Origin of the sequence: Streptomyces sp. NPDC053367 (genome assembly GCF_044545925.1) — a bacterium.
GTDB lineage: Bacteria > Actinomycetota > Actinomycetes > Streptomycetales > Streptomycetaceae > Streptomyces.
This window is the reverse complement of the sequence record NZ_JBITYN010000001.1, coordinates 1,381,235-1,397,076: the sequence shown is the minus strand read 5'-3', so window position 1 is coordinate 1,397,076 and position 15,842 is coordinate 1,381,235. Positions and strand designations below refer to the sequence as shown.

At 71.0% G+C, this 15,842-nt stretch carries 10 protein-coding genes; 5 read left to right on the top strand and 5 right to left on the bottom strand.

Annotated features, from left to right (window positions below):
• Positions 1 to 142 precede the first annotated feature (142 nt).
• Positions 143 to 2,965, top strand: coding sequence for a preprotein translocase subunit SecA (secA, locus tag ACIGXJ_RS06375; RefSeq protein WP_399642097.1), 2,823 nt, complete (start codon positions 143 to 145; stop codon positions 2,963 to 2,965).
• An 89-nt stretch (positions 2,966 to 3,054) separates the two neighbouring features.
• On the opposite strand, the gene ACIGXJ_RS06370 is transcribed toward secA, so the two are convergent.
• On the bottom strand, positions 3,055 to 3,522 hold the full coding sequence (locus ACIGXJ_RS06370) for an Rv3235 family protein (RefSeq protein ID WP_399642096.1): 468 nt from the start codon (positions 3,520 to 3,522) through the stop codon (positions 3,055 to 3,057).
• Between the two features lie 982 nt (positions 3,523 to 4,504).
• Here ACIGXJ_RS06370 and ACIGXJ_RS06365 point away from each other — a divergent pair.
• A complete protein-coding gene (locus ACIGXJ_RS06365; protein WP_399642095.1) occupies positions 4,505 to 5,020 on the top strand; it encodes a DUF6912 family protein in 516 nt (171 codons plus the stop codon).
• A gap of 77 nt (positions 5,021 to 5,097) precedes the next feature.
• On the top strand, positions 5,098 to 5,763 hold the full coding sequence (locus ACIGXJ_RS06360; protein WP_399642094.1) for an HAD family hydrolase: 666 nt from the start codon (positions 5,098 to 5,100) through the stop codon (positions 5,761 to 5,763).
• A gap of 42 nt (positions 5,764 to 5,805) precedes the next feature.
• On the opposite strand, the gene ACIGXJ_RS06355 is transcribed toward ACIGXJ_RS06360, so the two are convergent.
• Positions 5,806 to 6,372, bottom strand: a complete 567-nt coding sequence (locus ACIGXJ_RS06355; RefSeq protein WP_399642093.1) for a DJ-1/PfpI family protein — start codon at positions 6,370 to 6,372, stop codon at positions 5,806 to 5,808.
• A 611-nt stretch (positions 6,373 to 6,983) separates the two neighbouring features.
• On the opposite strand from ACIGXJ_RS06355, the gene ACIGXJ_RS06350 reads away from it, so the two are divergent.
• Positions 6,984 to 11,912, top strand: a complete 4,929-nt coding sequence (locus ACIGXJ_RS06350; RefSeq protein ID WP_399642092.1) for an NAD-glutamate dehydrogenase — start codon at positions 6,984 to 6,986, stop codon at positions 11,910 to 11,912.
• A 76-nt stretch (positions 11,913 to 11,988) separates the two neighbouring features.
• Here ACIGXJ_RS06350 and ACIGXJ_RS06345 read toward each other — a convergent pair whose 3' ends face one another.
• Both ACIGXJ_RS06345 and ACIGXJ_RS06340 read right to left on the bottom strand, forming a co-directional pair.
• On the bottom strand, positions 11,989 to 12,924 hold the full coding sequence (locus ACIGXJ_RS06345) for an ABC transporter ATP-binding protein (RefSeq protein WP_399642091.1): 936 nt from the start codon (positions 12,922 to 12,924) through the stop codon (positions 11,989 to 11,991).
• Positions 12,917 to 13,852: an ABC transporter permease gene (locus ACIGXJ_RS06340; RefSeq protein WP_399642090.1), complete on the bottom strand. Its 936-nt coding sequence runs from the start codon at positions 13,850 to 13,852 to the stop codon at positions 12,917 to 12,919. The genes ACIGXJ_RS06345 and ACIGXJ_RS06340 overlap by 8 nt, the downstream gene beginning before the upstream one ends.
• A 151-nt stretch (positions 13,853 to 14,003) precedes the next feature.
• Between ACIGXJ_RS06340 and ACIGXJ_RS06335 the strand changes: the two genes are divergently transcribed.
• Positions 14,004 to 14,627, top strand: a complete 624-nt coding sequence (locus ACIGXJ_RS06335) for a TetR/AcrR family transcriptional regulator (RefSeq protein ID WP_399642089.1) — start codon at positions 14,004 to 14,006, stop codon at positions 14,625 to 14,627.
• Positions 14,628 to 14,764: 137 nt separating this feature from the next.
• Here the strand turns inward: ACIGXJ_RS06335 and galE are convergent, their stop codons facing one another.
• Positions 14,765 to 15,745 carry a UDP-glucose 4-epimerase GalE gene (galE, locus tag ACIGXJ_RS06330; protein ID WP_399642088.1) on the bottom strand — a complete coding sequence of 327 codons (981 nt, stop codon included), beginning with the start codon at positions 15,743 to 15,745 and terminating at the stop codon, positions 14,765 to 14,767.
• Positions 15,746 to 15,842 lie beyond the last annotated feature (97 nt).

Here is a 15,842-nt window from a genome sequence, read left to right as displayed (position 1 = left end):
CCCCGTCCGTTGTTCCCGGTGAAACAGCCGTCGGCCGACAGGCCTCCCGGCCCAGCCGGGTCCTCGCATACGATGGCCGTTGCTCAGTAAGTCAAATCGAAACCGACCGTCCCAGGCCCGACCGGCAAGGAGACCAACCCCCGTGTCCGTCCTCTCGAAGATCATGCGTGCAGGCGAAGGCAAGATCCTGCGCAAGCTGCACCGCATCGCGGACCAGGTCAACTCCATCGAAGAGGACTTCGTCGACCTCTCCGACGCCGAGCTGCGCGCCCTCACCGATGAGTACAAGCAGCGCTACGCCGACGGCGAGAGCCTGGACGACCTGCTGCCCGAGGCGTTCGCCACCGTCCGCGAGGCCGCCAAGCGCGTTCTCGGCCAGCGGCACTACGACGTCCAGATCATGGGTGGCGCCGCCCTGCACCTCGGCTACGTCGCCGAGATGAAGACCGGTGAGGGCAAGACGCTGGTCGGCACCCTCCCCGCGTACCTGAACGCGCTGTCGGGCGACGGCGTCCACCTCATCACGGTCAACGACTACCTGGCCGAGCGTGACTCCGAGATGATGGGCCGGGTCCACCGCTTCCTGGGCCTGAGCGTCGGCTGCATCCTCGCCAACATGACGCCGGCGCAGCGCCGCGAGCAGTACGCGTGCGACATCACCTACGGCACGAACAACGAGTTCGGCTTCGACTACCTGCGCGACAACATGGCGTGGTCGAAGGACGAACTGGTGCAGCGCGGGCACAACTTCGCCATCGTCGACGAGGTCGACTCCATCCTCATCGACGAGGCCCGTACGCCGCTGATCATCTCCGGTCCGGCCGACCAGGCCACCAAGTGGTACGGCGACTTCGCCAAGCTGGTTACCCGCCTCAAGCGCGGCGAGGCCGGCCAGCCGCTGAAGGGCATCGAGGAGACCGGCGACTACGACGTCGACGAGAAGAAGCGCACCGTCGCCATCCACGAGTCCGGTGTCGCCAAGGTTGAGGACTGGCTGGGCATCGACAACCTCTACGAGTCGGTGAACACCCCGCTCGTGGGTTACCTGAACAACGCCATCAAGGCCAAGGAACTCTTCAAGAAGGACAAGGACTACGTCGTCATCGACGGCGAAGTCATGATCGTCGACGAGCACACCGGCCGTATCCTCGCCGGCCGCCGCTACAACGAGGGCATGCACCAGGCGATCGAGGCGAAGGAAGGGGTGCCGATCAAGGACGAGAACCAGACGCTCGCCACGATCACCCTGCAGAACTTCTTCCGCCTCTACAACAAGCTCTCCGGCATGACCGGTACGGCGATGACCGAGGCCGCCGAGTTCCACCAGATCTACAAGCTCGGCGTGGTCCCGATTCCGACGAACAGGCCGATGGTGCGCAAGGACCAGTCGGACCTGATCTACCGCACCGAGGTCGCCAAGTTCGAGGCGGTCGTCGACGACATCGTCGAGAAGCACGAGAAGGGCCAGCCGATCCTCGTCGGCACCACCTCGGTCGAGAAGTCCGAGTACCTCTCGCAGCAGCTCAGCAAGCGCGGTGTGCAGCATGAGGTGCTCAACGCCAAGCAGCACGACCGTGAGGCGACGATCGTCGCCCAGGCCGGCCGCAAGGGCGCCGTCACCGTCGCCACCAACATGGCCGGCCGCGGTACCGACATCAAGCTCGGCGGCAACCCCGAGGACCTCGCCGAGGCGGAGCTGCGCCAGCGCGGCCTCGACCCCGAGGAGCACATCGAGGAGTGGGCCGCGGCGCTGCCCGAAGCCCTCAAGCGCGCCGAGGAGGCCGTCAAGGCCGAGAAGGAAGAGGTCGAGCGGCTCGGCGGCCTGTACGTTCTGGGCACCGAGCGGCACGAGTCGCGGCGTATCGACAACCAGCTGCGCGGCCGTTCCGGCCGTCAGGGCGACCCGGGCGAGTCCCGCTTCTACCTGTCGCTGGGCGACGACCTCATGCGGCTGTTCAAGGCCCAGATGGTCGAGCGCGTGATGTCCATGGCCAACGTGCCGGACGACGTGCCGATCGAGAACAAGATGGTCACGCGCGCGATCGCGTCCGCGCAGTCGCAGGTCGAGACGCAGAACTTCGAGACCCGTAAGAACGTTCTGAAGTACGACGAGGTCCTCAACCGCCAGCGCGAGGTCATCTACGGCGAGCGGCGCCGCGTCCTGGAGGGCGAGGACCTGCACGAGCAGGTGCAGCACTTCATGGACGACACCATCGACGCCTATGTCGCGGCCGAGACCGCGGAAGGCTTCGCGGAGGACTGGGACCTGGACCGGCTGTGGGGGGCGTTCCGCCAGCTGTACCCGGTGCGGGTCACCATCGAGGAGCTGGAGGAGGCGGCCGGCGACCGGGCCGGCCTCACCGCCGAGTTCATCGCCGAGTCCATCAAGGACGACATCCGCGAGCAGTACGAGGCGCGTGAGGCGCAGCTCGGTTCCGAGATCATGCGTGAGCTGGAGCGCCGGGTCGTGCTGTCGGTCCTGGACCGCAAGTGGCGCGAGCACCTCTACGAGATGGACTACCTCCAGGAGGGCATCGGCCTGCGCGCGATGGCGCAGAAGGACCCGCTGGTCGAGTACCAGCGTGAGGGCTTCGACATGTTCACCGCGATGATGGAGGGCATCAAGGAGGAGTCCGTCGGCTACCTGTTCAACCTGGAGGTCCAGGTCGAGCAGCAGGTCGAGGAGGTCCCGGTGGAGGACGCCAAGCCGGTGGCCGACCTGGAGAAGCAGGACTCCGTGCCGGCGCAGGCGGGCGCGCGTCCGGAGATCCGCGCGAAGGGGCTGGACGCCCCGCAGCGGCGCAACCTCCACTTCTCCGCGCCGACCGTGGACGGCGAGGGCGGCACCATCGAGGGCGACTTCACCGAGGACGGCGAGCCGGTGCGCTCCCAGGCGGACGGCCTCACGCGCGCGGAGCGCCGCAAGCAGGCGCGGGGCGCCGGTGGTCGCCGCCGCAAGAAGTGACGCCGTGACGCCCTTGCGCTGACAGCGTCAGGGCCGAAGTGGCGTGAAGGGCCGGGCCTCCCTTGGGGACCCGGCCCTTCGCCGTCGGTTCAGGGGGCGTGGGTGCGGGGCCGGCCGCCGGTGGCGCCGAGCTCCACCGCCGTGCAGCGCCAGCGGTGGTCACGGCCCAGTTCCAGGCGGAAGGCCATGGCCCGCAGGCGGTCACCCGCGGCGATGCGGGCGAAGGCCTCGATGGCGCCGTCGCGGGGGACGTAGTAGCCGATGTCGCGTACGACGGGACGGGCGCCGCCCCGGGTGCGCAGCGGGCCGCGCTCGGCGAGACGCGCGAGATCGTCGTACGCCTGGCCCACGGTGTGCCGCAGCATCCAGTGGACGGGGCGTTGGCCGCTCAGCACGAGCACCAGGCGGTCGGCGAAGAGGTCGGTGGGACGTGGCTGCGGGACGAGGCGCCGGGTCTGGGCCGGGACGGTGGTGGGCCGGTGCGGTGCGGGGGCGGCCGGCCTGGTCCCGGACCGGGGCGCCGCCGTGGCTGACGGCCGGCGGGTGGCCGTGGGCATCCCCGGGGAGGCAGCCGGCGGTACGGGGCTCAGCGGGCTCTGGAGTGCGCGGGTCGGGGCGACTTGCAGTGCGGCGGGGCCGCCACGGGGTGTGAGGGGCGTGGTGGGCCCGCTCCGGGCCGCGTGGGCGGTGCCGGGCGCGAGAGCCGGGCTGGGCGTACCCGGGCGCGGGGCGGGATTCCCGGTGGACCCGCCCGGGCCCGGGGCGACGGTGCTGCGGGTTCCCGGCGGGCGGGTGCCTGCTGGGCCCGTGTTGCCGCCCGCTCGCGTCGAGGGGCCGCCCGGGCGGCGTGGGTCGCGGCGCGTCGGGGGCCGGGTGCCGGAGAGGGCGGGCGAGCCGGGGCGGGCTTGGCTCCGGGGGCTGCCGTGCGCTTGGGCGCCGCCGTCGGAGGCCGGTGCGGCACCCGGGGTGTGCCCGGTGTGCCCGGTGTGCCGCCCGGTGTGTGCGGTTGCCGCGGAGGCCCCTGCGGCGCCTTGGGCGAGCCCGTCGGCGAGGCTCCGCGTGCCCGGCGCCTGCGTCACCCCGTCGGCGGCCGGTGCGGGCAGCCCCCGACCGCTGGTCGGCGTGGAGGGCCGCGGCGAGGGCTGAGGGGCGCGGTGGTGCGTCCTGGTCATGACCTTGTCCATGACGCGCAGGCCGGTCATTGCGGTGATGACGTCCATGAGGTCCCCCTTCGACGAGCCCGGGAGATACCGGGCAGTAACTTCGCGGTGGGGATCTTCTACGGGCTCGGGGGCAAGTGCGGCAAGGAGGGGCAAGTCGTGTGGCCGGGCCGGGGGTGATTCACCTATCAGGGGGATGTGATGGTGTATCGGCCCAGGTCGGCGAGGTGCCTGGGAGTGAATCGGAGGCGTCAGGTGGACGGCGTCGCGGCCCTGGCCGGGGGCTCGAAAGGGGACGCCGGACCGTATCCTGAAGGCTCTTCGGATCCTGGAGGCCCACCGGGCTTCTTCAGTCCTTCGACAGGAAAGCGGCCGGCCCATGCGTGTCTACGTCCCCCTGACCCTCTCCGGTCTCGCCGAGGCGTACAGGACGGGTGAGCTGGGAGCCGGCCCGCTCGTCGCCTACGCCGTCACCCCGGCCCTGCGCGAGTGGTACCTCTCCGACGACATCGAGGAGCTGGAGTACGCCGCCCTCGGCCGCGCCGCGCTGGCCTCGCTGCGGCTGCTGGCCGCGGACCCGGGTGCCGTACGGCGCCGGGTCGTGGTGGCCGTCGACGTGCCGGACGGCTCGGCGGCGACCGACCCCGACCGGGGCCTGGACCCGGCCGCGCTCGGCGAGGTGCGGCTCGCCGGACCCGTACGGCTGGCGAAGGCGGCGTCGGTGCACGTGGACTCCGACGACGCGGAGGCGGACGTGGCCGCGGCCGTGGACGCGCTCCCGGCGGCGGACGGCGGGGACGACGACGCGCAGTTCGTCGTGGACGGTGCCGAGGACCACGAGCTGCTGTGGTTCGCCACGCAGGAGATCCCGAACCTGGTCGGCCGGACCGGCTGAACGGACCCACGCCCCCGGCCGTACGGCGTCGACCTGCGGTTCTCTTCATTGTCAGTGGGGGCGGGTACGTTCTTTGCATGGGGACGCACAACGGGGCGCACATCGTGTGGGACTGGAACGGCACGCTGTTCCACGACAACGACGCCATCATCGGGGCGACGAACGCGGCCTTCGCCGAGCTGGGGCTGGAGCCGATCACGCTGGAGCGGTATCGCGCGCTGTACTGCGTGCCGGTGCCGAAGTTCTACGAGCGGCTGATGGGGCGGCTGCCGACGGACATCGAGTGGCGATTGATGGACGACGTCTTCCACCGTTACTACGCCGAGCACCGGGTGCGGTGCGGGCTCACCGAGGGCGTGGCGGAGCTGCTCGCGGACTGGCGGTCGGCGGGGCGCAGCCAGTCGATCCTCAGCATGTACGGGCATGAGGAACTGGTGCCGCTGGTGCGGGGCTTCGGCATCGCCGAGCACTTCATACGCATCGACGGCCGGACCGGGCCGTCCGGCGGCAGCAAGGCCGAGCACATGGTGCGGCACCTCGGCTCGCTCACCGGCGTGGAGGCGCGGCGCACGGTGGTGATCGGGGACGCGGCCGACGACGCCGTGGCCGCGCTGCACGTGGGCGCCAGGGCCGTGCTGTACACCGGCGGCTCGCACAGCCGGGCCAGCCTGGAGACCGTGGGCGTGCCCGTGGTGGACACGCTCCACGAGGCGGTCGCCGAGGCGGAGAGACTCGCCGCGTAGGCGGTCCGCCCGGGGGCGGCCGCCCGCCGGGGCCGGGCGCGGTCAGGTGACCGGGGCCTTCGCCCTGAGCACCGTGAGGAACTCCCGCATCCACGCCGGGTGGTCCGGCCAGGCGCGGGACGAGATCAGGGTGCCGTCGACGACCGCCTCGGCGTCCTGGAAGGTGGCGCCGGCGGCCTGCATGTCCAGTTCCAGGGCGGGATAGGCGGTGACACGGCGGCCGCGCAGGCCGTCGACGGCAGCGGTGAGGAGGGGGCCGTGGCAGATCTGGGCGACGGGTTTGTCCGCGTCGAAGAAGGACTTCAGGATCTTGCGGAGTTCGGGATCGTTGCGCAGATACTCGGGTGCGCGGCCGCCGGGGACGACGACGGCGGCGTAGTCGCTCGGTTCGACCTCCGAGAAGGCGAGGTCGGCGGGCCAGGTGTAGCCGGGCTTCTCGGTGTAGGTGTCGAAGCCGGGTTCGAAGTCGTGGACGACGAACCGCAGCTTCTTGCGCTCGGGGGCGGCGATGTGGACCTCGTAGCCCTCCTCGCGCAGGCGCTGGTAGGGGTAGAGGACCTCCAGGGACTCCGCCGCGTCTCCGGTGACGATGAGGATCTTCGCTGTCATGGCCGTGTGCTCCCCTCAGAACCGTGGCTTCATGGCCAACCTGCCTCCTGGGCGCCGCGCTGCCAAGAGGCGCAGTCGCTCTCAGGCTGCGCGCCCCCACCGCGAGAGTCGACTTTTCGCCCCGCCCGGACTCCTCGAGGGTGGTTCCCGGCCCGTCGTCCCTGTGCAGAACGTCAAAGTTCGCCCCCCAGTTTTGTACACATACGGCTCATGACGTGGCCCCCGTAAGGAGCGATAGCCTGGTGGCGTGATCAGCGCGATATCTCGCGGGGGCACCGACGCCCCTGCCCTGCGCCCGGAGAGCACGGAGCACATCCGTGACCGGGCGGCGGTCGCTGGTCTTCGCGGGCGGGTCGGGGCCATGGCGGCCCCCAGGACGCCGCACACTCCCCGGATCCAGGCGGCGCCGACAGCGGTGCCGTATTTTCCCGTTCTTTCGGGTCACCCGGTTCCCATGGGGGCGTCGACGACTGTCGGCCCACCGCTCTTCTCCCTTTGCGGCACTGCGTCGAACCAGACCGGACACCCCGCGTCGCGGCGCAGGTCCGGAGGGGGAGAGACCGTACTTCCTTCAACGTCACGCAACGGCGCGCGACAGGAGCCAGAGGACAATGCAGACCAAGCTGGACGAAGCCAAGGCCGAGCTGCTCGATCGGGCCGCCCGGGTAGCTGAGAACAGCCCGGTCGGGGGGTATCTACCGACTGGGACGACGGAACACGGCACCCCCGACCGGGCCGCCGTGCTCTCGTTCCTCCAGCGCTACTACCTGCACACCGCCCCGGAGGACCTCACCGACCGCGACCCGGTCGATGTCTTCGGAGCCGCCTACTCGCACTACCGGCTGGCCGAGAACCGCCCCCAGGGCACGGCCAACGTGCGTGTGCACACCCCGACGGTCGAGGAGAACGGCTGGACGTGCAGCCACTCCGTCGTCGAGGTCGTCACCGACGACATGCCCTTCCTCGTGGACTCCGTCACCAACGAGCTGACCCGCCAGGGCCGCGGCATCCACGTGGTGATCCACCCGCAGGTCGTCGTCCGCCGCGACCTGACCGGCAAGCTCATCGAGGTCATCGCCAAGCAGCCGACCGCCGACCTGCCGCACGACGCGCACGTCGAGTCCTGGATCCACGTCGAGATCGACCGCGAGACCGACCGCTCCGACCTCAAGCAGATCACCGCCGACCTGCTGCGTGTCCTGTCCGACGTCCGCGAGGCCGTCGAGGACTGGGAGAAGATGCGGGACGCGGCGCTGCGGATCGCCGACCAGCTGCCCGAGGAGCCCGTCGCCGACGACCTGCGCCGCCAGGAGATCGAGGAGGCCCGCGAGCTGCTGCGCTGGCTGGCCGCCGACCACTTCACCTTCCTCGGCTACCGCGAGTACCAGCTGCGCGACGACGACTCCCTGGCCGCCGTCCCCGGCACCGGCCTCGGCATCCTGCGCTCCGACCCGCACCACGCGGGCGACGACCAGCACCCGGTCAGCCCGTCGTTCGAGCGGCTGCCCGCCGACGCCCGTGCCAAGGCCCGCGAGCACAAGCTGCTGGTGCTGACCAAGGCCAACAGCCGCGCGACCGTGCACCGGCCGTCGTACCTGGACTACGTCGGCGTGAAGAAGTTCGACGAGAACGGCGAGGTCGTCGGCGAGCGCCGCTTCCTGGGCCTGTTCTCCTCGGCCGCCTACACCGAGTCCGTGCTGCGCGTGCCGGTCATCCGCCGCAAGGTCGACGAGGTGCTGGAGGGCGCCGGGTTCTCGCCCGCCAGCCACGACGGCCGCGACCTGCTGCAGATCCTGGAGACGTACCCGCGCGACGAGCTGTTCCAGACGCCCGTCGACGAGCTGCGCGCCATCGCCACCTCGGTGCTGTACCTCCAGGAGCGGCGCCGGCTGCGCCTGTACCTGCGCCAGGACGAGTACGGCCGCTACTACTCCGCGCTGGTCTACCTCCCGCGCGACCGCTACACCACCGGCGTGCGGCTGCGGATCATCGACATCCTCAAGGAGGAGCTCGGCGGCGTCAGCGTCGACTTCACCGCCTGGAACACCGAGTCGATCCTGTCCCGGCTGCACTTCGTGGTCCGCGTCCCGCCGGGCACCGAGCTGCCACAGCTGTCCGACAGCGACAAGGAGCGCATCGAGACCCGCCTGGTCGAGGCCGCCCGCTCCTGGGCCGACGGCTTCTCCGACGCGCTCAACGCCGAGCTGGGCGAGGAGCGCGCCGCCGAGCTGCTGCGCCGCTACTCCAACGCCTTCACCGAGGGCTACAAGGCCGACCACAGCCCGCGCGCCGCGGTCGCCGACCTCGTCCACCTGGAGCGGCTGACCGAGCAGGAGAACTTCGCGCTCAGCCTCTACGAGCCGGTGGGCGCCGCCCCCGACGAGCGCCGCTTCAAGATCTACCGCAAGGGCGACGCGATCTCGCTGTCCGCGGTCCTGCCGGTCCTCAACCGGCTCGGCGTCGAGGTCATCGACGAGCGGCCCTACGAGCTGCGCTGCGCCGACCGCAGTGTCGCCTGGATCTACGACTTCGGCCTGCGCGTCCCCAAGGCGCAGGGCAGCGCCGACTACCTCGCGGACGACGCCCGCGAGCGGTTCCAGGAGGCCTTCGCCGCGACCTGGACCGGCAAGGCGGAGAACGACGGCTTCAACGCCCTCGTGCTGCGCGCCGGGCTGACCTGGCGGCAGGCGATGGTGCTGCGCGCGTACGCGAAGTACCTGCGGCAGGCCGGCTCCACCTTCAGCCAGGACTACATGGAGGACACCCTCCGCAACAACGTCCACACCACCCGGCTGCTGGTGTCGCTGTTCGAGGCGCGGATGTCGCCCGACCGGCAGCGCGCCGGTCACGAACTGGTCGACGCCCTCCTGGAGGAGCTGGAGGCCGCGCTCGACCAGGTCGCCTCGCTGGACGAGGACCGCATCCTGCGCTCGTTCCTCACCGTCATCAAGGCGACGCTGCGCACGAACTTCTTCCAGGAGGCCGCGGCCGGCAAGCCGCACGACTACGTCTCCATGAAGTTCGACCCGCAGGCCATCCCGGACCTGCCCGCGCCGCGCCCGGCGTTCGAGATCTGGGTGTACTCGCCTCGGGTCGAGGGCGTGCACCTGCGCTTCGGCAAGGTAGCGCGCGGTGGTCTGCGCTGGTCCGACCGGCGTGAGGACTTCCGCACCGAGATCCTCGGCCTGGTCAAGGCGCAGATGGTGAAGAACACCGTCATCGTGCCCGTCGGCGCCAAGGGCGGCTTCGTCGCCAAGCAGCTGCCGGACCCGGCCGTGGACCGTGACGCGTGGATGGCGGAGGGCATCGCCAGCTACAAGACGTTCATCTCGGCGCTGCTCGACATCACCGACAACATGGTCGCCGGCGAGGTCGTGCCCCCGGCGGACGTGGTCCGCCACGACGAGGACGACACCTACCTCGTCGTCGCCGCCGACAAGGGCACCGCGACGTTCTCCGACATCGCCAACGGGGTCGCCGCGGAGTACGACTTCTGGCTGGGCGACGCCTTCGCCTCCGGCGGCAGCGCGGGCTACGACCACAAGGGCATGGGCATCACCGCGCGCGGCGCCTGGGAGTCCGTCAAGCGGCACTTCCGCGAGCTGGGCGTGGACACGCAGTCCGAGGACTTCACGGTCGTCGGCATCGGCGACATGTCCGGTGACGTGTTCGGCAACGGCATGCTGCTCAGCGAGCACATCCGCCTGGTCGCCGCCTTCGACCACCGGCACATCTTCATCGACCCCAACCCGGACGCGGCCACCTCGTACGCCGAGCGCCGCCGGCTGTTCGAACTGCCGCGCTCCAGCTGGGCCGACTACAACACCGAGCTGCTGTCCACGGGCGGCGGGATCTTCCCGCGCAGCGCCAAGGCCATCCAGCTCAACAGCCACATCCGCGAGGCCCTCGGCATCGAGGAGAAGGTCTCCAAGATGACCCCGGCCGACCTGATGCGGGCGATCCTGACCGCGCCGGTCGACCTGCTGTGGAACGGCGGCATCGGCACCTACGTCAAGTCGTCCCAGGAGTCGAACGCCGACGTCGGCGACAAGGCCAACGACGCCATCCGCGTCGACGGCAGCGACCTGCGCGTCAAGGTCGTCGGCGAGGGCGGCAACCTGGGCCTGACCCAGCTCGGCCGCATCGAGTTCGCGCGGCACGGCGGGCGGATCAACACCGACGCCATCGACAACAGCGCGGGCGTGGACACCTCCGACCACGAGGTGAACATCAAGATCCTGCTCAACGGCCTGGTCGCCGAGGGCGACATGACCGTCAAGCAGCGCAACAAGCTGCTCGCCGAGATGACCGACGAGGTCGGGCGTCTGGTGCTGCGCAACAACTACGCGCAGAACACGGCGATCGCCAACGCCCTCGCCCAGTCCAAGAACATGCTCCACGCCCAGCAGCGCTTCATGCGACACCTGGTGCGCGAGGGACTCCTCGACCGGGCGCTGGAGTTCCTGCCGACCGACCGGCAGATCCGCGAGCGCCTCGGCTCCGGCCAGGGCCTGACCGGGCCGGAGACCGCGGTCCTCATGGCGTACACGAAGATCACGGTCGCCGAGGACCTGCTGGCCACCACGCTGCCGGACGACCCGTATCTGCGCGGTCTGCTGCACGCCTACTTCCCGACCGCGCTGCGCGAGAAGTTCACCGCGCAGATCGACACGCACCCGCTGCGCCGCGAGATCACCACGACCGTGCTGGTCAACGACACGGTCAACACCGGCGGTACGACGTATCTGCACCGGATGCGCGAGGAGACCGGCGCGTCGCTGGAGGAGATCGTGCGGGCGCAGACCGCCGCGCGGGCGATCTTCCGCTCGGCGGCGGTGTGGGACGGCGTCGAGGCGCTCGACAACCGGGTCGACGCCGCCGCGCAGACCCGTATCCGGCTGCACTCGCGCCGTCTCGTCGAGCGCGGCACGCGCTGGCTGCTGAACAACCGGCCGCAGCCGCTGGAGCTCGCCGAGACCGTCGACTTCTTCGCCGAGCGGGTGGAGACGGTGTGGCAGCAGCTGCCGAAGCTGCTCAAGGGCGTGGACCTGGAGTGGTGGCAGCAGATCTACGACGAGCTGACCCAGGCCGGCGTGCCGGACGAGCTGGCCACACGCGTGGCAGGGTTCTCCTCCGCCTTCCCGGCGCTGGACATCGTCTCGGTGGCCGACCGCATGGGCAAGGAGCCGCTGGACGTCGCCGAGGTCTACTACGACCTCGCCGACCGGCTCAGCATCACCCGGCTCATGGACCGCATCATCGAGCTGCCGCGCGAGGACCGCTGGCAGTCCATGGCCCGTGCCGCCATCCGCGAGGACCTCTACGCGGCCCACGCGGCGCTCACGGCTGACGTCCTGGCGGCGGGCAACGGCTCGTCGACTCCCGAGCAGCGCTTCAAGCTGTGGGAGCAGAAGAACCAGGCGATCCTGGGCCGCGCCCGCACGACCCTGGAGGAGATCCAGGGCTCGGAGACGTTCGACCTCGCCAACCTGTCGGTGGCGATGCGGACGATGAGGACGCTGCTGCGCACGCATTCGTGACCGTACGACGCTGAAGGCGCCCCGGGCCGTACGGCCCGGGGCGCCTTCGCGTGAGGGGGGGGCGTCGGCGGGCGCGTCAGACCGTGGCGCTCCGGGCGGTCTGCGCGGACTCGGCCGTCTGCGCGGGCTGGGCCGTCTGCGCGGGCTGGGCGGGCTGTGCGGGCTGGGCGGGCCGGTCGGCGGCGGGCTTCGGCTGCGGTCTGGGCCTCGGCCCGGGCCTGGCTCCGGGGTCGCCGGTGAACTTCTCGTACTCCCGCATGACCTCCTCCGTCGGCCCGTCCAGGCGCAGCTCGCCGCGCTCCAGCCACAGCACGCGGTCGCAGGTGTCGCGGATGGACTTGTTGTTGTGGCTGACGAGGAACACCGTGCCCGCGTGCCGGCGCAGTTCGCGGATACGGGCCTCGGACCGCTTCTGGAAGGAACGGTCGCCGGTCGCGAGGGCCTCGTCGATCAGCAGGACGTCGTGGTCCTTGGCGGCGGCGATGGAGAAGCGCAGCCGGGCGGCCATGCCGGAGGAGTACGTCCGCATGGGGAGGGTGATGAAGTCGCCCTTCTCGTTGATGCCGGAGAAGTCGACGATCTGCTGATAGCGGTCCCTGACCTGCTCCCGGGACATGCCCATGGCGAGGCCGCCGAGGTGGATGTTGCGCTCGCCGGTGAGGTCGTTCATCAGGGCGGCGTTGACGCCGAGCAGGGAGGGCTGGCCGCCGGTGTAGATACGGCCGTTCTCCACGGGGAGCAGCCCGGCGACCGCCTTGAGCAGGGTGGACTTGCCGGAGCCGTTGGTGCCGATCAGGCCGATGGCCTCACCCTTGTACGCCACGAACGACACGCTCTTCACGGCGTGCACCTTGCGTACGCCGGAGGCCCTCTCGGTCTTCTCGCGGCGCAGGATGCGGTTGAGGGCGGCGGTGGCCGAGCCGCGGCCGGCGCCGGTGCCGTTGACGCGGTAGACGATGTCGACGCGGTCGGCGACGACGGTGGGGACCTTCTCCTCGGTGTGCTCAGCCACGGCCGTAGGTCTCCTCAGCCTTCCAGAAGTAGATGAAGCCGCCCACGCCGGCGAGCAGCGCCCAGCCGGTCGCGAGCATCCACACGTGCGCAGGGAGCTGGCTCGCGTGGAAGCTGTCGATGAGGGCGAAGCGCATCAGGTCGATGTACACGGCCGCCGGGTTGGCCTGCAGGACGGTGCCCAGCCAGGACGGCAGGTCGGTGTGGGTGCTCAGGATGTGGTCGATGCTGAACATCACGCCGGACGCGTACATCCAGGTCCGCAGCACGAACGGCATCAGCTGCGCCAGGTCGGGCGTCCTGGCGCCGAGGCGGGCGAGGATCATCGCCATGCCCGCGTTGAAGGTGAACTGCAGCGTCAGCGCCGGGACCGCCAGAACCCAGGACGCGGTGGGCGGCACGCCGAAGCCGAGCAGGATGACCGCCAGCGCGGCCATCGAGAACAGCAGCTGCTGCAACTGCTGCAGACAGAACGAGATCGGCAGCGCCGCCCGCGGGAAGTGCAGGGCCCGTACCAGGCCGAGGTTGCCGGAGATCGCGCGGGTGCCGGCCAGGATCGAGCTCTGCGTGAACGTCCAGATGAACACGCCCGTCACCAGGAACGGCACGTAGTCCGGCACTCCGCGCTTGGTCTGCAGCAGCACGCCGAAGATCAGGTAGTACACGGCCGCGTTCAGCAGCGGCGTCATCACCTGCCACAGCTGGCCCAGTTTCGCCTGGCTGTACTGCGCGGTGAGCTTGGCCGTGGAGAACGCCGCGATGAAGTGACGGCGGGCCCACAACTGCCGGATGTACCGGGGCAGGGAGGCACGGGCGCCGCTGACCGTGAGCCCGTGGCGCGCCGCGAGCGCCGCGAGGTCGCCGTCGTCTGCCGGGGCGGGGGCCGGGGCGGGCGCCGTGGGGGGCGGTGAGTGGAGGACCTGGCTCACATCCGCTGCTTTCGCTCGGGGGAGGGGTGCGGCGGCTTCCTTACCGCGCGCTTACGTCGGGACGGGACCGTTTCGTCGTAACGCGAGCGTATGTCCAAACGGCGACGGGACGCAACCGTTTCGTCGTGACGTGACGCCCTATGCTGTCCGCATGACCAACGCCGACGGATCCCAGCCGCGCCCGCGTCGCCGGGCGCCCGCAGGTGCCGCAGTCCTGCGGGAGGACGTGACGGAGGCGATCCGGGCGGCTGTCTTCGAGGAGCTGGCGGCGGTCGGGTATGCGCGGATGTCGATCGAGGGCATCGCGCGCAGGGCGGGGGTCGGCAAGACGGCGGTGTACCGGCGGTGGCGTTCGAAGCTGCACCTGGTGCTGGACATCGTGTCGGCGATCGCGGTGCAGGGGCTGCCGGCGCCGGACACCGGTTCGCTGGAGGGCGATCTGCGGCTGCTGTACGAGGTCACGGCGCGTGCGCTGCGGCACCCGGTGGCCTCGCAGATCATCCCCGACCTCCAGGCGGAGGCGGCCCGCAACCCCGAGATCGCCGAGCTGATGCAGAAGGCGCTGCGGGAGGGGCAGGAGGGCGTCGCCCTCAAGATCGTGGCGGCGGCTGAGCGGCGTGGCGAGATCCGCACCGGCGTCGACGGCGAGCTGGCCCTCGACCTGATCTCCGGCCCCCTGTACTGGCGCTCGGTCGTCATCCGCAGCCCGAAGCCGCCCAAGGGATACCTGGCGGCGCTGGCGAGGGCGACGGCGGGGGCGTTGAGGGCCCTCTGAGGAGGGTCGCCGTCCTCGCCGAAGGCCTTCGAGCGCGGCCGAGAGGTCATCCCCAGGCTGTGGACAGAGGTTCTGGTGACGCCGCCGGGCCTCTTCGGTGCCCTGCTCGAAGCGCCCGGCCCCCCAGAGCCGCAGGGCTACACCCGCGCCGCCTCCGGATGGAGGCGGACCCAGCCCTCCCAGGCCGAGGTGATCATGTCCTGGAGGTCGTGGGTGGCCTTCCAGCCGAGTTGCTGGGTGATGCGGTCGGCGGAGGCGACGACGCGGGCGGGGTCGCCGGGGCGGCGCGGGGTGGTGAGCGGTGGGCGGTCGTAGCCGGTGACGGCGTTGACGCGGTCGATCATCTCGCGGACGGAGACGCCCTCGCCCCGGCCGATGTTGAGGGTGAGGGCGCGGCCCGGTGAGGCGGCCAGGGCGCGGGCGGCCGAGACGTGGGCCTCGGCCAGGTCCACCACGTGGATGTAGTCGCGGACGCAGGTGCCGTCGGGGGTGGGGTAGTCGTCACCGAAGATGCGGGGCGGGGCGTTCTCGGTGAGTTTCTCGAAGACCATCGGGATCAGGTTGGACACGCTCACGTCGGCCAGCTCGGGGCTCGCCGCGCCGGCCACGTTGAAGTAGCGCAGACAGGCCGTGGACAGGCCCGTCGCCCGGCCGGTCGCGCGGACCAGCCATTCACCGGCCAGCTTGGTCTCGCCGTAGGGGGACATCGGCCGGCACGGGGTCTCCTCCGTGACGAGGTCGGTGTCCGGGGTGCCGTACACCGCGGCGGAGGACGAGAAGACGAAGGACTGCACCCCGGCCGCCGTCACCTCCTCCAGGAGCACCCGCAGGCCCTCCACGTTCTGCCGGTAGTAGTGCAGCGGGCGGTCCATGGACTCGCCGGCCTGCTTCTTCGCCGCCAGATGGACGACCCCGGTGATCCGGTGCGCGGCCAGCACCTCGCGCAGCCGCCGCGCGTCCAGCGTCGAGCCCACCACCAGGGGCACCTCACGCGGCAGGCGCTCGGCGATGCCGGTCGACAGGTCGTCGTAGGCCACCGCCTCCTCGCCCGCCGCGCGCAGCGCGCGCACGACGTGCGCCCCGATGTATCCGGCGCCGCCGGTGATCAGCCAGGTCATACGGCCGTCCCCTCGTCCGTCGGCCCGGGGGTCGGTCGTTCCCCGAGGCCCGTGGTCGTTCCCCCGGGGCACAGTCAACCAGCCGGCACGCGCGCGT